The organism is Rhizobium sp. CB3171 (assembly GCF_029714265.1).
In the GTDB taxonomy this organism is placed as follows: Bacteria; Pseudomonadota; Alphaproteobacteria; order Rhizobiales; family Rhizobiaceae; genus Rhizobium.
In genome coordinates, this window is sequence record NZ_CP121653.1 from 2,346,378 (window position 1) to 2,366,416 (window position 20,039).

The following is a 20,039-nucleotide window of genomic DNA, read 5'->3' on the forward strand; positions in this document are numbered from 1 at the left end:
CAGAGATCGATGGAAACCAGACCATGACGACAGCAACAGCCCCCGTCCCGAACACAATCACCGGCGAAACCATGATCACCATGCGCCATGTGGAAAAATGGTACGGCGCCTTCCAGGCTCTCCACGATATCAACATCGAGGTGCGCAGGAGCGAGCGCATCGTGCTCTGCGGCCCCTCCGGCAGTGGAAAATCGACCCTGATCCGCTGCATCAACCATCTCGAGACCTATGAGAAGGGCGAGATCCATGTCGGCGGCATCCTGCTCGGCAATCAGGCGAAGGCGATCGATGCGATCAGGCGCGAGGTCGGCATGGTCTTCCAGCAGTTCAACCTCTTCCCGCATCTGACGGTTCTGCAAAACTGCATGCTGGCGCCGATGCGCGCGCTTGGCGTTTCGAAGTCTGAGGCGGAAGAGCGGGCGCGCAGCCTGCTGGCCCGCGTCAAAATCTCCGAACAGGCAGCCAAATATCCCATGCAGCTGTCAGGCGGACAGCAGCAGCGCGTGGCAATTGCGCGCGCGCTCTGCATGCGGCCCAAGGTGATGCTCTTCGACGAGCCGACCTCGGCACTCGATCCCGAGATGGTCAAGGAAGTGCTCGATACGATGATCAGCCTCGCCGAAGAAGGCATGACGATGATTTGCGTGACGCATGAAATGGGCTTTGCCCGCCAGGTTGCCAACCGGGTGATCTTCATGGCGAGCGGCGCGATCGTCGAGGAGGCCTCCCCCGCCGAATTCTTCACCAATCCCCACCATGAGCGCACCCGCAAATTCCTCGGCGAAATCCTGCGCAACTAGGGTCGAAAGGAAGCTTTCATGCTAGATTCGTCGTGCACACGCCCGCTCGAAATTGCCGTAGTTGGCGCCGGGCTGATTGGCCGGCGCCATATCGAGGGCGTGTTGTCAGAGCCGCGCACGGCACTCGCCGCCGTCATCGACCCCTCGCCCGCCGCCCGTGACGAGGCGCGGACCAACGGCATCACCTGGTTTGCAAGCCTTGCCGAAGCGCTGGAAAAAGGGCGTCGCCCCGATGGCGTCATCGTCGCAACGCCGAACCAACTTCACGTCGCAAACGCCACTGAGGTGATTACCTCGGGCATTCCTGTTCTCATCGAAAAGCCAATCGCTGACGATAGCGAGGCGGCCGCCGGCCTCGTCAGCCTCGCCGAGCGGGCCGGCGTACCCATTCTCGTCGGCCATCACCGCCGTCATAACCCTTTGATTAGGCAAGCCAAACGCATCATCGACAGTGGCCGACTCGGGCAGATCCGCGCTGTTCACGGCAGCTTCTGGGTCGCCAAACCCGACGATTACTTCAATGTGAAATGGCGCCGAGAGCTAGGCGCCGGGCCGACCTTCATCAACCTCATCCATGACGTCGATCTCTTCCGCTATCTCTTCGGCGAAGTGGAAAGCGTGCATGCGGTGGAATCCAATGCCGCAAGGGGTCATTCGGTGGAAGACACCGTCGTCGTGCTCCTGCGTTTTGAGAGCGGCGTTCTCGCAACACTTACCGCCTCCGATGCCGTCGTCTCACCCTGGAGCTGGGAGATGACGGCGGGCGAAAACTCCGGCTTTCCGCAGCAGGACCAGTTCTGCTACCAAATCGGCGGCACGGAGGCCTCGCTTTCGATCCCGCAGCTTGCACTCTGGCGCAACGCGCTGCGTCCCGACTGGCGCGAGCCGCTTGGCGAAGAGCGTCTTGCCGTGATGCCGGCCGACCCCCTGACCCTGCAGCTCCAGCATTTCTGCGATATCATTGAAGACAGCGCCACGCCGCTCGTCAGCGGCCATGAGGGGCTTGCGACACTGCGCGTCGTCGAGGCTATCAAGCAATCCGCCCGCTCCGGAAAGACTGTGTTCCCTGGTCAAACGAGAAGTCATGCCCATGATTAGCGGAACCACGCGGCTGATCGCTCATCTCGGCTACCCGACGGAAAGCTTCAAGGCGCCGCTGATCTATAATCCCTTTTTCGAGGAACAGGGCATCGACGCCGTCGTCGTGCCCATGGGCTGCAAGCCGGCGGATTACCCCGATTTCCTGAAGCTGATCTTCCGCCTGTCAAACGTCCAAGGCGCCCTCATCACCATGCCCCATAAGATTGCTACCATGGCGCTCCTGGACGAAATCTCCACCAACGCCCGCGTGGCCGGCTCCTGCAACGCCGTGAAACTCGGCTCCAACGGCAAACTGATCGGCGACATGTTCGATGGCGAGGGCTTCGTGCGCGGGCTAAAACGCAAGGGCCAGACGATATCAGGCGCCAAAGCCCTCATTATCGGCGCCGGCGGCGTCGGTTCTGCCATCGCGGCGTCGCTCGCCAGCGCCGACCTCGCCCACCTCGCCCTCCACGACGACAACAAGGAGTCCCTTGATGGCCTGAAAACCCGCCTCAACACCTACTACCCGGCAACCCAAGTCACGACAGGCTCAAACAAACCTGATGGCTTCGATATCGTCATCAACGCCACACCGCTGGGGATGCGCAAGGACGACCCTCTGCCGCTGGATGTGACGCGGCTAGCCCCCTCCACATTCGTCGGCGAAGTGGTGATGAAGGAGGAGATCACGCCGTTTCTGGCCGCGGCACGCGAGAAAGGATGCCGGTATCAGGTCGGGACGGACATGTTGTTTGAGCAGATACCGGCCTATCTTGAATTCTTCGGCTTTCCTACAACGACGGCAGACGAACTGAGACGAATTGCTCGGCTTTGAGAGCCATGACGATGATGCCAATTGGGAGCGTGTTGCTCCTTCCAGCTCGTCAAACGGTCAGATGGCGTCGGGCTTCCGGCGTCTCAAGCGTTTCCGCCTGCCCCTCGTGGACAATTTCGCCACGGTTCATGATATAAACGTAATCCGCAAGCTCCCGACAGAAATCAAGATATTGCTCGACTAGCAGAATTGCCATCCCGGTCGAGTCGCGCAGATATTTGATCGCTCGGCCAATATCCTTGATGATTGAGGGCTGGATTCCTTCCGTCGGCTCGTCAAGGACGAGGATCTTAGGCCGCGTCACCAACGCTCGGCCGATCGCTAGCTGCTGTTGCTGGCCGCCGGAGAGATCGCCGCCGCGCCTGGAAAGCATCGATTTTAACACCGGAAAGAGCGTAAAAATCTCTTCAGGAACGAAGCGGTCCTTGCGGGCGATCGGCGCATAACCTGTTTCCAGATTTTCCTTGACCGTCAGTAGCGGAAAGATTTCCCGCCCCTGCGGCACATAGCCGATACCGAGCTTGGCGCGAGCGAAAGGGGCCATACCGTTCAGCGTAATGTCATTGAAATTAATCGTGCCCCCGCTCAAGGAGTGTTGCCCTGTGACGGCGCGCAGCAGCGAACTCTTGCCGACGCCGTTGCGCCCGAGCACACAGGTGATCTTGCCCATCTCCGCCTTGATCGAGATGCCGCGCAGCGCCTGAGCGGCGCCATAATGCAGATTTGCGTTTTCGACTGTCAGCATCTCATCGCCCCAAATAATTTTCGATCACCTTCGGATCGTTGCTGACGAAATCGATCGAGCCTTCGGCCAGCACCGAACCTTCCGCCAGGCACGTCACCTTGACGCCAAGATCGCGGATGAAGCCCATGTCATGCTCGACCACCACGACCGAACGTGTCTTGGCGATCTCCTTTAGCAGCACGGCCGTCTCGGCCGTCTCAGCGTCGGTCATGCCGGCCACAGGTTCGTCGACCAAAAGCAGCTTCGGGTCCTGGGCGAGCAGCATGCCGATCTCCAGCCACTGCTTCTGCCCATGCGAAAGATTGGCGGCCAACTCGTCGCGCCGGTGGGAGAGGCGCACCGTGTCGAGGATTTCGTGGATGCGGGCGCGGTCTTCAGGCGTCAAGCGGTAGAAGAGCGTCGAGAAAACGCCACGCTTGCGGTTGAGCGCCAGTTCGAGATTGTCCCAAACGGTATGGCTTTCGAAGACGGTCGGCTTCTGGAATTTGCGGCCGATGCCGAGCTGGGCGATATCGGCCTCGTCCTTCTTGGTCAGATCGATCTGGCCGTTGAAGAACACCTCGCCCTGGTCGGGCCGCGTCTTGCCGGTGATGATGTCCATCATCGTCGTCTTGCCGGCGCCGTTCGGGCCGATGATGGCGCGAAGCTCTCCTGGCTCGATGACGATCGACAGGGAATTAAGCGCCTTGAAGCCGTCGAAGGCGACCGAGACGTTGTTGAGATAAAGCATGCTGTTGGGCTTGATGTCCGGGATCATGGTCTCACTCCGCCGCCTGGATCGTCGTCTTGCCGGCTTCGGCTTCATCTTCGTCTGCTTCAGGCTTCGGGCTCACCGGTTTGCGACCACTACCGATATGCTGCGCTATCGTGCCGACGATGCCCTTGGGCAGGAACAGCGTCACCGCGACGAAGAGGCCACCGAGAGCAAAGAGCCAGAAATCGGGAAACAGACCGGTGAAAACCGTCTTGCCGCCATTGACGAGGATGGCGCCGATAATCGGGCCGATCAGCGTCGCCCGGCCGCCGACCGCCGTCCAGATGACCACTTCGATCGAATTGGCAGGCGCGAATTCGCCGGGGTTGATGATGCCGATCTGCGGCACATAGAGTGCGCCGGCAACGCCGGCCATCATCGCCGATACCACAAAGACGAAAAGCTTCATGTGCTCAACGCGGTAACCCAAGAAGCGCGTCCGGCTTTCCGCATCGCGCACGCCGACCAGTACCTTGCCGAACTTCGAGCGCACGATGGCCGATGACAGCATCAGCGCCAGCGCCAGAAACAACGCGGTGGCGGCAAAGAGCACGGCGCGGGTGCCGTCGGCCTGGATGTTGAAACCGAGAATATCCTTGAAATCGGTCAGGCCGTTATTGCCACCGAAACCCATGTCGTTTCGGAAGAAGGCGAGCAGCAGCGCATAGGTCATCGCCTGCGTGATGATCGACAGATAGACCCCGTTGACGCGGGAGCGGAAGGCGAACCAGCCGAAGACGAAGGCGAGCAGACCAGGGGCCGCCAGCACCATGATCATCGCAAACCAGAAATGATCGAAGCCGTACCAGAACCAGGGCAATTCCTTCCAATTCAGGAAAACCATGAAATCCGGCAGGATGGGATTGCCATAGGTGCCGCGCGAGCCGATCTGCCGCATCAGATACATGCCCATCGCGTAGCCGCCGAGCGCAAAGAAGGCGCCGTGACCGAGCGAGAGAATGCCGCAATAGCCCCAGACGAGGTCGAGCGCCAAGGCGAGCAGCGCGTAGGTCAGATATTTGCCGAACAGCGACATCAGGTAGGTCGGCACATGCAGCGGACTGCTTTCCGGCAGAGCCAGGTTCGACAGCGGCACGAGCACCGCGACGGCCAGCAGGATCGCGATGGCGATGCTGATACGCCGATCGAGCGAACGAAGGATAAAGGCCGTGATCATGCTTCCACCGCCCTTCCCTTGAGGGCGAAGAGCCCGCGCGGACGTTTCTGGATAAAAAGAATGATGAGGACAAGAACCAGGATCTTGCCGAGCACCGCCCCCGCATAGGGTTCGAGGAATTTGTTGAGGATGCCGAGCGAGAAGGCACCGACCAGCGTTCCCCAGAGATTGCCGACGCCGCCGAAAACGACAACCATGAAACTGTCGATGATGTAGCTCTGGCCAAGGTTTGGCGAGACGTTGTCGATCTGCGAGAGCGCAACGCCTGCCATCCCCGCAATGCCCGACCCCAGGGCAAAGGTGAATGCATCGACCCAGGGCGTCCGAATGCCCATGGAGGACGCCATGCGCCGATTCTGCGTCACCGCCCGCATCTGCAAGCCGAAGGCCGAGCGCTTCAGCAGCAACAGCAGGGCGACGAAGGCGCCAAGCGCGAAAACGATGATCCAGAGGCGGTTCCAGGTGATCGAGAGATAACCGAGATCGAAGGAACCAGACATCCAGGAGGGATTGCCGACTTCCTGATTGGTCGGCCCGAAGATCGAACGCACCGCCTGTTGCAGGATCAGCGAGATGCCCCAGGTGGCGAGCAGCGTTTCCAGCGGCCGGCCATAGAGGAAACGAATGACGCCGCGCTCGATGACGAGGCCGACGGCGCCGGTGACCAGGAACGCGACCGGCAAGGCGATCGCCAGCGACCAGTCGAAGAGTTCCGGATAAGAGCTGCGGATAACGCTCTGCACCATGAAGGTGGAATAGGCGCCCAGCATCACCATCTCGCCATGTGCCATGTTGATGATGCCCATGACGCCGAAGGTGATGGCAAGCCCGATGGCGGCAAGCAGAAGCACCGAGCCGAGCGACAGGCCGTACCAGACGTTCTGCACCGCATCCCAGATCGCCAATTGGCTTTGGATGCTGGCTATAGCAGCCGCGATATCGGGCCTCAGGCTGTCGTCCACGGAAACCGAGGAGAGAACCCCGATCGCATCGCGGCCGCCTTCGTTCCTGATCGTCTCGATCGCTGCCTTCTTCTGCTCCGGCGAACGATCGGAGCTTAGCACGGCAACCGCGCGCGCCCTCTCGAGCACGCCGCGGATTTCGCCATCCTTTTCGCCCTGCAACGCTGCTTCCAACGCGTCCAGCGAATCCGCGCTCGGCGATTTCAGCACAGATTGAGCCGCCTCCAATCTGACGCCGCGATCCGGGCTCATCAGCGTCAGGCCGCCGAGCGCCGCACGGACCGAGCGACGAAGATTGTTGTTGATCTTGATCTTGCTGAGATTGCCCTTGGCTTCCTGGCCGGCCGCCTGCCCGGTCAACGGATCGACCAAGGCCATGCCATCACCGAAAGATTTGGCGATGAAGACTTGATTGTCGGATTTGCGGACATAGAGATCGCCGTCCGAAAAGGCTTGCAGCGCCGGGACTACCTTGGGATCGCCGGTCTTGGCCAGGTTCTTCACGATCTCGTCGGCCTGCTGGAAGTTTGCCGGACCTAGCGCATTGATGAGGCTATGCGCATCCTCCTCGGCGCGCAGCGCGGTCGCCGCCAGCACCAGCATCAGGCAAAAGCCGGCGGCAAACGCCAAAGCCTTGCGGTAAATGAATTTGTCGAACATCGCACGTCCCCTCATGCTGTCGCGGGCAGAGGAGCCTGCCCGCGACGATCTGCGCGCATGATCCCGAAAAGTGCGAAGCGGTTTTCGGGATCATGCGACGTCAAGGAATTATTCGAGGCGGCTTATCGCCGCCTCGATATCGGGCGGAACTCAGGAACCCTTGCCGCCGCACTTGCCGGTGGAAACGTTGAAGTTGCCGCAGTTCATCGGCATGCGCCAATCCGAGATCAGGTCCTTGCTGTCAGGCAGGTAATCCGACCATTCCTTGCCGACCACTGCGGGGGTTTGCGAAACGACGTCGAACTGGCCGTTTTCCTGCACTTCGCCGATCAGCACGGGCTTGGTGATGTAATGGTTCGGCATCATGGTGGCGTAGCCGCCGGTAAGGTTTGGAACGGAAACGCCGACGAGTGCGTCGATCACCTTGTCCGGATCGGTCGTACCGGCCTTTTCGACGGCCTTCACCCACATGTTGAAGCCGATATAGGCGGCTTCCATCGGGTCGTTGGTGACGCGCTTGTCGTTCTTGGTATAGGCATGCCATTCCTTGATGAATTCGGCATTGGCGGGCGTGTCGACGGACTGGAAATAGTTCCAGGCGGCGAGATGGCCAACCAGCGGCTTGGTGTCGACGCCGGCAAGTTCCTCTTCGCCGACGGAGAAAGCGACGACCGGAATGTCTTCCGCCTTGACGCCCTGGTTGCCGAGCTCCTTGTAGAAGGGAACATTGGCGTCGCCATTGATGGTGGAGACGACGGCGGTCTTCTTGCCGGCCGAACCGAAGGCCTTGATCTTGGAGACTTCCGTCTGCCAGTCGGAGAAGCCGAACGGCGTGTAGTTGATGATGATGTCTTCGGCCTTGACGCCCTTGGACTTCAGATAGGCTTCAAGGATTTTGTTGGTCGTGCGCGGATAGACGTAGTCGGTGCCTTCCAGAACCCAGCGCTGCACGCCTTCATTCTGCATCAGATAATCGACAGCGGGGATCGCCTGCTGGTTCGGCGCTGCGCCGGTGTAGAACACGTTGCGCTCGGACTCTTCACCCTCGAACTGCACGGGGTAGAACAGGATCGAATCCAGTTCCTTGAAGACCGGCAGGACCGACTTGCGCGACACCGAGGTCCAGCAGCCGAACACGGCCGAGACCTTGTCCTTCTGGATCAACTCGCGTGCCTTTTCGGCAAACAGCGGCCAGTCGGATGCCGGATCGACGACGACCGGCTCCAGCTTCTTGCCGAGAACGCCGCCCTTCTTGTTCTGCTCGTCGATGAGCATCAGCATGGCATCCTTCAGCGTCGTTTCCGAAATCGCCATGGTGCCCGAAAGCGAATGGAGAACGCCGACCTTAATGGTGTCGTCGGCGGCAAAAGCTCCGTGGAATGCGGTCGTCGACATGATGGCGCCCAGAAGCGCGCCGGAGACAAGAGTCTTCAGTTTCATGCGTAGTTCCCCTCTTTTTGTCTGCCCGCAACAGTTCGTAAACAAAGATTAACCGTTGCCTGCCGCGACTATCCGGCAGCGCCAGGGGATTCCACATACGTAATATGACGTAGGAGACGGGGCGAAATGTGCAGTATATCCGCAGTCCACGCACTTAAGGGCCGCTGCATTCCGTGTTACGACGTCGGTTAGATTTGAAGACTGCTGAAGGGTGGGCATGGCGGCGCGGCAACGCATCATTCCGGTGAGACGCGAATATAACCGCTGGGTGGCAAACCAGACGTTGGAAGACTATGCGCTGCGCTTCACCGCCAAAAGCGCCAGGCAATTTTCCTCGCAGCGCATTTCGCAGACGGCAATCGGCGCCATCTCCTTCCTGGCGCTGGAGGCAATCGGCGGCGCCACAACACTCTCCTACGGCACGACCAACGCCTTCTATGCCATCATCGTCGCTAGTATCGTCATGCTGGCGATCGGCCTGCCGATCAGCCGCTATGCCATCCGACACGGGGTCGATATCGATCTCCTGACCCGCGGCGCGAGCTTCGGCTATATCGGCTCGACGATCACCTCGCTGATCTATGCCGGCTTCACCTTCATGCTGTTCGCCATCGAGGCATCCATCATGTCGGGGGCGCTGGAGCTGACACTCGGCATACCCCTGTGGGTCGGCTATATCGTCAGCGCCGTCATGGTGATCCCGCTGGTGACGCACGGCGTCCGTCTGATCAGCCGGTTCCAGCTCCTGACCCAGCCGTTCTGGATCGTCCTCAACATCCTGCCCTTCGTCTTCATCGCCTTTTCCGATTGGGGGAAATTCGACCTCTGGCGGGCGTTCGCCGGTATACATCACGCGTCCGAGGCATCGGGAACGGCCGCTCCCTTCGATCTGGTGGAATTCGGCGCTGCTTCCGCCGTCATCCTGGCGCTGATGTCACAGATCGGCGAACAGGCCGACTTTCTGCGCTTCCTGCCGCCGGAAGGCCGCCGCAAATGGCGGCATCATCTGGTGATCTTTCTCGCCGGTCCCGGCTGGGTACTCATCGGCGCGCTGAAGCTGCTGGCCGGCTCCTTCCTCGTCGTGCTGACGCTAAGTTCCGGCGTGCCGGCCGATCGCGCCGCCGATCCGGCGCAGATGTATCTCACCGCCTTCGGCTACATGATTCCCTGGCACAACGCCGCACTGCTGTTGATGGCCGCTTTTGTCGTGGTCTCGCAGCTCAAGATCAATGTGATGAATGCCTATGCCGGCTCGCTTGCCTGGTCGAATTTCTTTTCGCGGCTGACCCATAGCCATCCCGGCCGCGTCATCTGGTTGGTCTTCAACGTTGCCATTGCCCTGCTGCTGATGGAACTTGGGATCTACAGGCTGCTGGAGGAAACCCTCGGCATCTTCTCCATCATCGCCATGGCGTGGCTCTGCACGATCTCCGCCGATCTCTTCATCAACAAGCCGCTCGGTCTTGCCCCTCCCGGCATCGAGTTCAAGCGCGCCCATCTCTACGACATCAATCCCGTCGGCCTGGGGGCCATGGCGCTCTCGGCGGCGATTGCCCTCATCGCCCATTTTGGCGCGCTTGGCACTATCGCCGCCTCGCTCGCCCCCTATATCACCTTGGTCATTGCCCTCATCGCCTCGCCCACACTCGCCTGGGCGACCAAGGGAAAATTCTATCTCGCCCGCAAGCCGCGCCAAAGCTGGAAGAACCTCGCCACCATCACCTGCTCGGTCTGCGAACATCCTTTCGAGCCGGAGGACATGGCCTGGTGCCCGGCCTATGCCGCGCCGATCTGCTCGCTCTGTTGCTCGCTGGACAGCCGCTGCCACGACATGTGCAAACCGAAGGCGCGGCTTAACACGCAGATCGGCACGGTCGCCAAGACCCTGTTGCCGGAGACCGTCGTCGCCAAGCTCGCCACCCGTCTCGGCCGCTACGGCATTGCAGTCGCGGTGGCGTTGACGGCCGTGGGCGCCATCCTGGCAATGATCGCGCATCAGGTCGGCTCCGCCTCGCCCGAGACGGCGCAAGTGGTCGACCGCACCATCCTGATCGTCTTCTTCGTCTTTGCCGTCATTGCTGGCGTCGTCTGCTGGTTCTATGTGCTCGCCCACGACAGCCGCGTCGTCGCCGAGGAGGAATCCTCGCGCCAAAATACGTTGCTGCTCAAGGAAATCGCCGCGCACAAGAAGACGGATGCGGCTTTGCAGAGCGCCAAGGAGGCGGCCGAAGCCGCCAACCGCGCCAAGAGCCGCTACGTCGTCGGCTTGAGCCACGAATTGCGCACGCCGCTCAACGCGGTACTGGGCTATGCCCAGATCCTCGAGCATGACGAGACCATTCCCGCGCCCCGGCAATCCTCGTTGAAGGTCATCCGCCGCAGCGCGGAGCATCTCTCCGGTCTGATCGACGGGCTACTCGACATTTCCAAGATCGAGGCCGGCCGGCTGCAGGTTTATTCCAACGAGATCAACATCCAGGACTTTCTCGACCAGATCGTCGACATGTTCCGCCCGCAGGCGCAGGCCAAGGGTCTTGTCTTCATCCATGAACGTTCCGCCGCCCTGCCCGATTATGTCCGCACCGACGAAAAGCGGCTGCGGCAGATTCTCGTCAACCTGCTCTCCAACGCCATCAAGTTCACCGATGCGGGCAGTGTGCGCTTCGAGGTCGGCTATCGCAGCCAGGTCGCGAGTTTCACGATCGCCGACACCGGGCGCGGCATCGCCGAGAAGGATCTCACCCGCATTTACGAGCCCTTCCAGCGTGGCGAGGCCGACAGCGTCCGCCCCATGCCGGGCCTCGGCCTTGGACTGACCATTACCCGGCTGCTCACCAATACGCTCGGCGGCGAAATCTCCGTTTCCAGCGAAAAGGACAAGGGTTCGGCTTTCAAGGTGCGCCTGATGCTGTCGGCGGTGATCCGGCCGATGAAGCCGCCGGCGCAGGAACAGCGGATCGTCAGTTACGAAGGGCCGCGCCGTACCATCGTCGTCGTCGACGACAATGAGGATCATCGCGAGCTGATGCGCGAAGTGTTGTCGCCGCTCGATTTCATCGTGCTGACGGCCACCGGCGGGCCGGACTGCCTGACCTTGATCGAGGGCATCAAACCGGATCTTTTCCTGGTCGACATCTCCATGCCCGGCATGAACGGCTGGCAACTGGTCTCGCGGCTGAGGGAGAACGGCCAGATGGCGCCGATCCTGATGCTGTCGGCCAATATCGGCGACCGCGCCGCTGCCAAGGACAGCGACGACAGCCATAATGATGCCATCGGCAAGCCGGTCGATATCCGCCAGCTTCGCGACAAGCTGGCGCTCCATCTCGGCTTGAAATGGATTTATGCCGACGCCTCCGCCCCGGTCGCACTGAGGCCGCCAGCGCCCTTGATAAGCCCGGGGCTGGAGCATGTACGCGAACTGATGCGGCTCGGCGAAATAGGCTATATCAGGGGCATCGAGGCAAAGCTTGCCGATCTCGCCAAGCTTGATGAAAACAAACCCTTTACCGACGCCATGCGCATTCATGTCCAGGCTTTCGATCTTGACGGCTTCCTGAATGTGCTGCGCACCTTCGACACTGAAAAGGTAGAACAGATTGACTGAGCCCGCACTTCCCCGCGACATAGTCTTGCTGGTGGACGATTCGCCGGAAGCTCTCGGTTTCCTGACAGATGCGCTCGAGCAATCCGGCTTCTCCGTGCTGATCGCCACCTCCGGATCGGCGGCGCTCAATATCGTCGAGCGCATCACACCCGATCTCATCCTTCTGGATGCCGTCATGCCGTCGATGGATGGTTTCGAGACCTGCCGCCGGCTGAAGGCCAATGCGGGCATCGCCCAGATTCCCGTCGTCTTCATGACCGGATTGACCGAAACCGAGCATGTTGTGCATGCGCTGGAATCCGGCGGTGTCGACTATCTCACCAAGCCGATCAATGTCGATGAACTGCGCGCCCGCATCCGCGTACACCTGCGCAATGCACGCTCCGCCCAGAGTTCTCGGGTGGCACTGGACGTCGCTGGAAGACATTTGATGGCGGTTCGCCGCGATGGCTCCGTTCTTTGGTCGACCCCGCAGGCAACTCGTCTTGTCAATGCCGCGTCCGGCACCGATGAAGGCTTGAACAGCCTAGCCGCACCGATTGCCGATTTCATCGTGGCACGTGAAAATGCCGGAGCTGTTTACGACACGACATTCGCCGTGAAAATCAAAGGAGAAGCGGCGCTGCAACTTTCGTTTTTGGGCACGATCGGAACCGACGAGTACCTATTTCGATTGACCGCTACGAAACAAGTGCCTGACAACGAGATCCTGCGGCAACGTTTCAAGCTCACGCAACGAGAATCTGAAGTGTTGCTTTGGATTGCCAAAGGAAAAGCCAACAAGGATATCGGAGAGATACTGGGTCTTTCCGCCAGAACCGTGAACAAGCATCTGGAACAAATCTATATTAAGCTCGGCGTGGAAAATCGCTCTTCAGCAGCGGTGATGGCGGCATCCGCGTTTCACGAAAATTGAAATGTCAACTTTTGAGCTGATGGAACGCTCGTGCTCCCATGTGCTCACCGCCGGGTGGGCCGGCCAGAATACCAGGTCCATCGTCCACAGTATTCGCCCGAGTTGCGCGGCTATCCGGCAAGTGGTTTCGCTCACCGCAGCAGCGACGAAATTGGAAATGCAGTGTTAACGATTGCTCAAGCACAATGGTAAGCTATTAGAACCTTTCGCCACTTTGATTCCGAAACCGCGAGCGACATCACACAGATGATCGTCTCGACGTCTCGGGGAGACACCCGCATGCTCCCAAGATTTAGCATTTTCAAGCGCCTCGGCTTCGCTGCCGTGGTGGCATCGCTCTGCGGTGCGGGCCCGGCATTTGCCTCGAGCAATGCATCGGCCATTCCAGGCTGGCTGGCGGGATATGTTGGCGAAGGGAGCGGGCAGATTGCACCAGTCGTGCTGGAACGGGCTCGGGCACTTTATCTGGAAAAGGTTGCAGAGGGACGTGTGAGAAACACATGCTATTTCGCGATGGACGCCACGCGTCCTAACGATCGTACCGGCGGAACGACAGGCGGCCGGTTCTACATGATCTGCGAAGCATCCCGGTCATTCCGCGTGATATCGTCAGGGCATGGTGGTGGCCGCAATCTGCAAGGGGTCGCCAACTTTTCCAATGGGCGGGAGTGTGCAAAAAACTTCGGCAACGCAATGGATTCCAATCTGACGGCCGGTGGCGCATATCTGACAAATGAGATCAAGACGACCTTCAAAGGCTATTATCGTGCCTCTCCCAATCAGGATGCAGTTCTGACGCGCTCGTTCGTGCAGTTCGATGGCATCGGCGACACTGCAAACGCCAGGCAGCGTGCCATCGGTGGACACGCCGCGGCGCTCGTCTCGGGGATATGCATGCAGAAAAAGCCGGAAAGCCCCTACGCAAATCGTCAGGGGTACGTCCCATTCGGCAAACTGGTCACCTATGCGGGCGGCCGCAGCGATGGCTGTACCAGTTGGTCGCCGGAAGATGCCGCGCAAGTGCTGTCGATGGTCAAGGATAACCCGACGACCCTTTATATCTATCCGGAGGCCCGTGACATCAGTGCCGTTGCGCGTGCCATAGCATCTGGCCAATCGCCGGCCAAAAACGGTTCTTACTGGAACGCCTCATGCCTCAGCGAGATCGGCGCGCCACAGTTCTGGCCGAAGGAGAAGCTCGAGCCAATCATCGCCCAATACAAGCAAGATCATCCAGCGCCGCCACCGCGCCCCATTCCCCTTTGCGAAGCTGTGTCCAACTGAGAAGCCGCACGTTCCGGGCAGGACGGCTCTCCATTGATGAAGTTTGCGTTTGCCGAGGCTTGGCACGCGGACAGCAAAATCGTTCCAAGCAGTGTTCCATCTTTAAGATGATCTTGTTTGCCGCGGCTGATTGCGTCCTCTAGCGTCCCCGTTAGTGCTGGCCGCTGAGTTTGCCGCGTTTTGGCTTGCCCGCCCTGCCCTGCCTTTGAGGATAGTGAAGATAAACCATGACCGTCGCACAGTTACCAAACGAGACCGCACTGCCGACACTCGATCTCTCCCGCTTCTACGGCACCTCGGAGGATCGCCAGGCTTTCGTTGCGGAGCTGCGCGGCGTCCTCCACGACCATGGCTTCTTCTACCTGCAGAACCACGGCGTCGATCCGGACTTGATCCGCGATGTGGTGGCGACCGCGAAACGTTTTTTCGCGCTGCCGCTGGAAGAAAAGCTCAAGATCGAAATGGTGAAGTCGCCGCACTTCCGCGGCTATAACCGTGCTGGGCAGGAACGCACTCGTGGCCAACAGGATTGGCGAGAGCAGCTCGACATCAACACTGAAAGCAGCCCCTTCGAGATCGGTCCGGACACGCCAGCCTGGCGGCGTTTGCAGGGGCCAAACCAGTGGCCGGAAGCGCTGCCGGAACTCAAACCGTTGTTGCTTGCCTACCAGGCGGAGGTCACGCGGATCGGTATCGATATTCTCAAGGCGATTGCGGTGGCTCTCGGCCAATCTGAAAACGTCTTTGCGGAGATCTATCAACCGCAGCCTTCACAACTTTTGAAAATCATCCGCTATCCCGGTCGCGACGCTGCCGAGACGGACCAGGGCGTCGGCGCCCACAAGGACGGCGGCTTCGTGACCGTATTGCTTCAGGACACGGTTCCGGGCTTGCGCGTGCGCACGGAGGACGATCTTTGGATCGATGCTCCACCGGTTCCCGGCACCTTCGTGATCAACACCGGGGAACTGCTCGAACTGGCGACGAACGGTTTCGTGCGCGCGGATGTGCATGACGTCGTTGCGCCGCCGGCGGGCGTCGAACGCTTCTCGGTGGCATTCTTCCTCGGCTCGCGACCCGACGCGACAATTCCGGTCATCGATCTTCCAGATGATTTGAAGCTTGCCGAGCGAGGCGTCTCGGTCGATCCGCTCAACCCCATTTTTCGGGAGGTCGGTATCAATCAGTTGAAGAGCCGCTTGCGTTCACATCCCGACGTCGCCCTCGCCCACCATGCCGATTTGCTGACGACGGAGCAGCTTGCTGCCGGCAAATAGGCTGATCGTAATCTTACAAAAGCTTCACTCGCGACGGAGCGCAGTTTGATCTATTAACGTCATTGCTCGGTTGGCGCGAAGCCGAACTGCGTCTCATGAAGGACCATGAGGCGTGATGCGCCTTGTGTTTCTTCTGGAGGAACCGCTGATGCTGACGGACGACAAGACATCATCGATCCCATTTTCACTGTTGAATGTGACCGAGCGGCTGAATTGCATCGACTTCCTGACGACGACAATTACGGATCTTATCTACACCGTCGCGGCCGATACCGATTCAAACACCGTGTTGACGCTCCTTGAGATCAACTGGATGCTCACGGTGATGCGCGAGGAACTCGCGATGTTCGACAATCCGTCAAGCGCCGAGATTATCGACCGTGCCTTTGGCCTGATCCGCGCAATGCAAACGCTGGCAGACGATCGCCCTCTTCCTGGAACCTTTCACTAGCGATCCCGCCTCAGATTCCGTCGTTCTTCCAGGTCTTACCTGCGATCGTCGTGGGGTTCGGCGCTCGACACTTGCGAGCCGTCAGGACCCTTAGTACAAATGTTCAGGATGTTCTTGCGTGAGTGATGATCATGGACGTCGAAAAGGCGATCGCGCTGATCTCTGCGGCCGGTATCGAACTAACGGACAGGCGCCGCATAGCCACCGATGACGGCTGGTCCCTCAGCTTCTCAAACGGAACTGAACTCCAAATAAGCGATACCGGCAAGATGGCGGTTTCTGGCAAAGGCGCCGAGACCGTCGCCCGTCTGCTCGATCTGCCCAGCAAGCGGCATCGAGCAAAACACGACCGCTCACGTCCTCACTCCAACGGTTCGTAGCCGTCGGTGAGTGTTCCGAGGAAAGATACGACATCGTCGATTTCGGCGGGCGAAAGCGCGGGCTCGTCGCCTGCCTTGCGGTCGAAAGGTGGGTCGGTGTTTATGTTGGCTTTTGCCGCCTCCGGCAGATCATCGTATTTATCGACGCTCCCGTCGGGTTTGCGGGGATACCAGCGCTCCGGATGGGTCTCACGTTCCACGTAGAAGCGTACGGCGTCCCGCAAAGAATGAACGTCGCCATTGTGGAAGAAGGTCTTGCGAAGAGCGACGTTGCGCAGCGTTGGTGTGCGAAAGAGCCCGCAATAATCCTCGCGTCCAATGAAATCGGTGCGCAAGGGACCGCATAGGCCAAGATCGTAGAACGCCGGATCCTTGTTCGCAGGAATATCGCGATTACGGGGCACGCCGATGGCGATCAACCCATAATCGGTGAACTGCGGCGGCGTGCCATCATTTCCGCGCTGACTGACATGACAGGAAGCACAATTGCCCTTCTCGGCTGCATTGAACAGGTCCAGCCCCCTTGCCTCCTGTGGCGTGAGCTGAGCCTTGCCGGCCAGTACTGCGTCATATTTGCTCGAATAGGGATAGAAGGTCCGATAGTCCTGCTGAAAGACTTCCAGTGCCTTAACCGAGGTGCGAAAGACGATCGCCGGATCATCGACGGCCTTTGAGCCGGCAATATCGGTGATTGCCTTGGCGTAGCCCGCCGCGAGCACGCGGCCGGCGACCTCCGCTTCGCCTTTATTGCCCATCTCGAAATCAGAAAGCAGGGGAATCCTGGCTTGCTCCCAGCCGCGATCGACCCGGCCGTCCCAGGTCAGACCACCCGTCGGCCCGTTGTCGATGCTTTCGTCGGCTTCGTCCTCGGATTCAAAAAAATGCTCGGTGAAGGGCGGCACCACCTGCAGATATTTGAGCGAGGGCACCGCCCGCAGCCCGGCCTGATGCAAGTCGCCACCGCCAAGCTGCACCGCCAGGTCATTATTCGGCCCAAAGGCGTGGCTTGGGTCGTGGCAGGAGGAGCAGGCCATTTTGCTTGACGCTGACAGGGAGGGATCGAAGAAGAGGGTTTTGCCGAGTGCATACAAGGCCTGTGTTTTCAGCCGCACATCGGCCCGCGACAAAGCTTGGCCTGTGTGGACCGAGGTCATCATGAGCAACAATGAAGCGGCAGCACAGATCCCCACCCACTGTCTTGTACGCGGTTTGGATTGCATCGCTGTGCTCGCGTCCCTTCACTGCAATCTCAGGTCTCCACCTCAAAATCGATAGCTGGGTTTTAGAATCATTTCAATTAGGACTTGCGTTAGCTTCTGCCCCGGATAAGCTGCCGCGTCAGGTGAGGCACGCCCACCCGAACCAGGGGAGATCAGTTCAAATGAAATCGATCACTGCCGCGGCCGTCTGCGCGTTAAGTCTTTCTGTGACGGCTTTTGCCCCTGCCGTCGCCGGCGCCTCTGGCGCAAAGGCGGGACCTGCGCGGAATTCCGCCAGTGATCTGAAGCTGATCGACACCGTGGTCGTGATCTACGCGGAAAATCGCAGCTTCGACAATCTCTATGGCAGCTTCCCAGGGGCTAACGGGGTTTCGAAGGCGCCGGCAAGCGCACGCATCCAGCGCGATCGCAACGGCAAGCCTTTCCGTGAGCTGCCGCCGATCTGGGAGGGTCTCACCGCCAAAGGCGTGACACCACCAGTGACCCAAGCGGAGACCGAGCATCTCCCCAATCGGCCATTCCGCGCGGACGATCCCAAGGGCTTCAACCTCACCTCGAATACGATCACGCGCGACCTCTGGCACCGTTACTATCAGAACCAGATGCAGATCGACGGCGGACGCAACGACAAATTCGTCGCCTATGCCGATTCAGGCGCGCTGGCGATGAGCTCGTGGGACGGCTCGAAGACGGCGATGTGGAAGGTGGCCCAGAAATATGTGCTGGCCGATAATTTCTTCATGGGCGCTTTCGGCGGCTCCTTCTTCAACCATCAATGGCTGATTTGCGCTTGTGCACCCTATTATGCCAACGCCGACACCAGTACCGCCAAGCCTTCGATCGCAGTGGTCGAGCCGGACGGGGTGACGCTTAAGGCCGCCGCCAATTCGCCAAAATCGGCGATCGACGGCATTCCGAAATTCGTCGGCGACGGCAATCTCACGCCCGATTTCTACGCCGTCAACACCATGCAGCCGCCCTATCAGCCGAGCGGTAACGGTCCCGCGCCGGATGGCGACAAAGCATTGGCAGACCCGAACAAGCCAACGACATTGCCGCCACAGACTGAGCCAACCATCGGCGATATGCTCAGTCTCAAGCACGTGACCTGGGCTTGGTATGGCGGGGCTTGGCAGGATGTGCTCGACCACGGCAACAAGGAGCCAGTGCCGAATCTTCAATATCACCACCAACCTTTCAACTATTATGCCAATTTCGCTCCCGGCACCGCAGCCAGGACCGAGCATCTGAGGGATGGCGGCTTGGCCGGCGCTGAGTTCATCAAAGCGATCGATGCCGGCACGCTGCCGCAAGTCTCTTTCTATAAGCCGCAAGGCAACCTTAATGAGCATTCTGGCTATGCCGATATTGAGGCTGGCGACGCCCATATCGCCGATCTGATTGGGCATCTTGAAAAGAGCCCGCAATGGCCGCATATGCTGGTCGTTGTCACCTATGACGAAAATGGCGGCCTGTGGGATCACGTGGCACCGCCTAAGGGCGACCGTTGGGGACCGGGTTCGCGCATTCCAGCAATTATCGTCTCGCCCTACGCGCGGCACGGCTATGTTGATCACACGCCCATGGACACGACCTCGATCCTGCGTTTCGTCACGCGCCGCTTCGAGCTCCCGACGCTGCACGGCATCACCGTGCGCGACGCTGCTATCGCCGCCCATAAGCAGAAGCCACTCGGCGATTTGACCAGCGCACTCATGCTCAAGAACAAGTGAGATGTAGCTGCAGTTTTGGTCCCATCGCTCAGTGAAATGACGGCCCGTGGCTTTCGTGCGACGTTTGTCTGTACCTCTTCGGTGAAGATCGTGGCTCAGACGTTGTATATTGAAGAGGCATTGGACGAGCTTCATGCACTGGTAAGGCCCGCTTCCCTTAAGCGAGACATCAGCCTTTGTCAGTCGCTGTTTTCTCCCGACTTGACTATCACCAGTCTGATCCGCGCAATGACTATCCATTTTACGAAAAAGCGCCCGAATTGCCTCCGATTGAAGGCACTTTTTTACCTTTATGACAGCTTCATGACAGCCTGAGCGCGACCTAAATCTCTGATATTCGCGCAATATTCGTTGACGCATTGCATGACGCTGCGCGCAATTTTCGCTTCTGCCGGTCCTATGATGGTAACTTGCAGATCATTTGAGTGATTACAAATGCTGTCGGCTATTTCATCCCGTATTGGCACAAAATTAGCGGTGCTTTCCGCAATCGGCATTCTCATGGTCGCGACCATGCTTCTCGTCGTCTTGTATGGTGGCCAGATGATCGGCGAACGCTCGGCGCTTCTGAAGGATCAACTTATTGTTTCCCGCAATTTGGTTGATGCGAAAGCGTCGCTGCGTGGAATGCAGATCGGCGTTCGCGATCTCCGATTGGCCTCGTCACCGGAAGACCTAGCTAGTTTCCGTCCACAAACGACAACTTATTGATATT

Annotated in this window: 16 protein-coding genes and 1 pseudogene; 11 read left to right on the top strand and 6 right to left on the bottom strand. The window is 59.5% G+C overall.

What is annotated here, in order from left to right:
• Positions 1 to 71: 71 nt before the first annotated feature.
• From QA648_RS29850 to QA648_RS29860, 3 genes are read left to right on the top strand one after another with little or no spacing between them, the layout of a single operon-like run.
• Positions 72 to 800: an amino acid ABC transporter ATP-binding protein gene (locus QA648_RS29850; RefSeq protein WP_104827981.1), complete on the top strand. Its 729-nt coding sequence runs from the start codon at positions 72 to 74 to the stop codon at positions 798 to 800.
• Between the two features lie 18 nt (positions 801 to 818).
• The gene (locus QA648_RS29855) at positions 819 to 1,898 is read left to right on the top strand and encodes a Gfo/Idh/MocA family oxidoreductase (RefSeq protein WP_104827581.1); all 1,080 of its coding nucleotides are present in this window, start codon (positions 819 to 821) and stop codon (positions 1,896 to 1,898) included.
• Positions 1,891 to 2,718: a shikimate dehydrogenase gene (locus QA648_RS29860; protein ID WP_104827982.1), complete on the top strand. Its 828-nt coding sequence runs from the start codon at positions 1,891 to 1,893 to the stop codon at positions 2,716 to 2,718. Before QA648_RS29855 ends, QA648_RS29860 begins: the two co-directional genes overlap by 8 nt.
• A 49-nt stretch (positions 2,719 to 2,767) precedes the next feature.
• Here the strand turns inward: QA648_RS29860 and urtE are convergent, their stop codons facing one another.
• The 5 genes and pseudogenes from urtE to urtA all read right to left on the bottom strand — a co-directional run bounded on the left by urtE (position 2,768) and on the right by urtA (position 8,456).
• Positions 2,768 to 3,463 (bottom strand): urea ABC transporter ATP-binding subunit UrtE, encoded by a 696-nt coding sequence (urtE, locus tag QA648_RS29865; protein ID WP_104827582.1) that lies wholly within the window; start codon positions 3,461 to 3,463, stop codon positions 2,768 to 2,770.
• Position 3,464: 1 nt separating this feature from the next.
• Positions 3,465 to 4,220: an urea ABC transporter ATP-binding protein UrtD gene (urtD, locus tag QA648_RS29870; protein WP_104827583.1), complete on the bottom strand. Its 756-nt coding sequence runs from the start codon at positions 4,218 to 4,220 to the stop codon at positions 3,465 to 3,467.
• 109 nt (positions 4,221 to 4,329) lie between these two features.
• Positions 4,330 to 5,394 (bottom strand): annotated as a pseudogene (urtC, locus tag QA648_RS29875) (urea ABC transporter permease subunit UrtC); the annotation flags it as partial.
• Positions 5,391 to 7,016, bottom strand: coding sequence for an urea ABC transporter permease subunit UrtB (gene urtB, locus QA648_RS29880; protein WP_104827585.1), 1,626 nt, complete (start codon positions 7,014 to 7,016; stop codon positions 5,391 to 5,393). The gene urtB and the pseudogene urtC, both read right to left, overlap by 4 nt.
• A 150-nt stretch (positions 7,017 to 7,166) precedes the next feature.
• Complete coding sequence (urtA, locus tag QA648_RS29885; RefSeq protein WP_260304408.1) at positions 7,167 to 8,456, bottom strand: urea ABC transporter substrate-binding protein; 1,290 nt, start codon at positions 8,454 to 8,456, stop codon at positions 7,167 to 7,169.
• A gap of 217 nt (positions 8,457 to 8,673) precedes the next feature.
• Here urtA and QA648_RS29890 point away from each other — a divergent pair, with 217 nt between their 5' ends.
• From QA648_RS29890 to QA648_RS29915, 6 genes are all read left to right on the top strand, one after another.
• Positions 8,674 to 12,063, top strand: coding sequence for an ATP-binding protein (locus QA648_RS29890; RefSeq protein ID WP_104827587.1), 3,390 nt, complete (start codon positions 8,674 to 8,676; stop codon positions 12,061 to 12,063).
• On the top strand, positions 12,056 to 12,979 hold the full coding sequence (locus QA648_RS29895) for a response regulator transcription factor (RefSeq protein ID WP_104827588.1): 924 nt from the start codon (positions 12,056 to 12,058) through the stop codon (positions 12,977 to 12,979). Before QA648_RS29890 ends, QA648_RS29895 begins: the two co-directional genes overlap by 8 nt.
• A 279-nt stretch (positions 12,980 to 13,258) precedes the next feature.
• Positions 13,259 to 14,263, top strand: coding sequence for a murein L,D-transpeptidase catalytic domain family protein (locus QA648_RS29900; protein WP_260304409.1), 1,005 nt, complete (start codon positions 13,259 to 13,261; stop codon positions 14,261 to 14,263).
• A gap of 227 nt (positions 14,264 to 14,490) precedes the next feature.
• The gene (locus tag QA648_RS29905; RefSeq protein ID WP_260304411.1) at positions 14,491 to 15,540 is read left to right on the top strand and encodes a 2-oxoglutarate and iron-dependent oxygenase domain-containing protein; all 1,050 of its coding nucleotides are present in this window, start codon (positions 14,491 to 14,493) and stop codon (positions 15,538 to 15,540) included.
• 115 nt (positions 15,541 to 15,655) lie between these two features.
• On the top strand, positions 15,656 to 15,991 hold the full coding sequence (locus QA648_RS29910; RefSeq protein WP_104827591.1) for a hypothetical protein: 336 nt from the start codon (positions 15,656 to 15,658) through the stop codon (positions 15,989 to 15,991).
• 131 nt (positions 15,992 to 16,122) lie between these two features.
• The gene (locus tag QA648_RS29915; protein ID WP_104827983.1) at positions 16,123 to 16,371 is read left to right on the top strand and encodes a hypothetical protein; all 249 of its coding nucleotides are present in this window, start codon (positions 16,123 to 16,125) and stop codon (positions 16,369 to 16,371) included.
• Here the strand turns inward: QA648_RS29915 and QA648_RS29920 are convergent.
• Entirely contained in the window at positions 16,353 to 17,528 is a 1,176-nt protein-coding gene (locus QA648_RS29920; RefSeq protein WP_245464212.1) for a cytochrome c peroxidase, read from the bottom strand. The genes QA648_RS29915 and QA648_RS29920 overlap by 19 nt on opposite strands.
• Positions 17,529 to 17,752: 224 nt before the next feature.
• Here QA648_RS29920 and QA648_RS29925 point away from each other — a divergent pair, with 224 nt between their 5' ends.
• Both QA648_RS29925 and QA648_RS29930 read left to right on the top strand, forming a co-directional pair.
• Positions 17,753 to 19,324 carry an acid phosphatase gene (locus tag QA648_RS29925; protein ID WP_104827593.1) on the top strand — a complete coding sequence of 524 codons (1,572 nt, stop codon included), beginning with the start codon at positions 17,753 to 17,755 and terminating at the stop codon, positions 19,322 to 19,324.
• Between the two features lie 435 nt (positions 19,325 to 19,759).
• On the top strand, positions 19,760 to 20,035 hold the full coding sequence (locus QA648_RS29930) for a hypothetical protein (RefSeq protein WP_283052544.1): 276 nt from the start codon (positions 19,760 to 19,762) through the stop codon (positions 20,033 to 20,035).
• Positions 20,036 to 20,039 lie beyond the last annotated feature (4 nt).

What these genes read in the sequence shown, in the direction of transcription:
- QA648_RS29850 (WP_104827981.1), top strand. Translation starts at nt 72, where the DNA reads ATGATCACCATGCGCCATGTGGAAAAATGGTACGGCGCCTTCCAGGCT.
- QA648_RS29855 (WP_104827581.1), top strand. Translation starts at nt 819, where the DNA reads ATGCTAGATTCGTCGTGCACACGCCCGCTCGAAATTGCCGTAGTTGGC.
- QA648_RS29860 (WP_104827982.1), top strand. Translation starts at nt 1,891, where the DNA reads ATGATTAGCGGAACCACGCGGCTGATCGCTCATCTCGGCTACCCGACG.
- urtE (WP_104827582.1), bottom strand. Translation starts at nt 3,463, where the DNA reads ATGCTGACAGTCGAAAACGCAAATCTGCATTATGGCGCCGCTCAGGCG.
- urtD (WP_104827583.1), bottom strand. Translation starts at nt 4,220, where the DNA reads ATGATCCCGGACATCAAGCCCAACAGCATGCTTTATCTCAACAACGTC.
- urtB (WP_104827585.1), bottom strand. Translation starts at nt 7,016, where the DNA reads ATGTTCGACAAATTCATTTACCGCAAGGCTTTGGCGTTTGCCGCCGGC.
- urtA (WP_260304408.1), bottom strand. Translation starts at nt 8,456, where the DNA reads ATGAAACTGAAGACTCTTGTCTCCGGCGCGCTTCTGGGCGCCATCATG.
- QA648_RS29890 (WP_104827587.1), top strand. Translation starts at nt 8,674, where the DNA reads ATGGCGGCGCGGCAACGCATCATTCCGGTGAGACGCGAATATAACCGC.
- QA648_RS29900 (WP_260304409.1), top strand. Translation starts at nt 13,259, where the DNA reads ATGCTCCCAAGATTTAGCATTTTCAAGCGCCTCGGCTTCGCTGCCGTG.
- QA648_RS29905 (WP_260304411.1), top strand. Translation starts at nt 14,491, where the DNA reads ATGACCGTCGCACAGTTACCAAACGAGACCGCACTGCCGACACTCGAT.
- QA648_RS29910 (WP_104827591.1), top strand. Translation starts at nt 15,656, where the DNA reads ATGCGCCTTGTGTTTCTTCTGGAGGAACCGCTGATGCTGACGGACGAC.
- QA648_RS29915 (WP_104827983.1), top strand. Translation starts at nt 16,123, where the DNA reads ATGGACGTCGAAAAGGCGATCGCGCTGATCTCTGCGGCCGGTATCGAA.
- QA648_RS29920 (WP_245464212.1), bottom strand. Translation starts at nt 17,528, where the DNA reads ATGATGACCTCGGTCCACACAGGCCAAGCTTTGTCGCGGGCCGATGTG.
- QA648_RS29925 (WP_104827593.1), top strand. Translation starts at nt 17,753, where the DNA reads ATGAAATCGATCACTGCCGCGGCCGTCTGCGCGTTAAGTCTTTCTGTG.
- QA648_RS29930 (WP_283052544.1), top strand. Translation starts at nt 19,760, where the DNA reads ATGCTGTCGGCTATTTCATCCCGTATTGGCACAAAATTAGCGGTGCTT.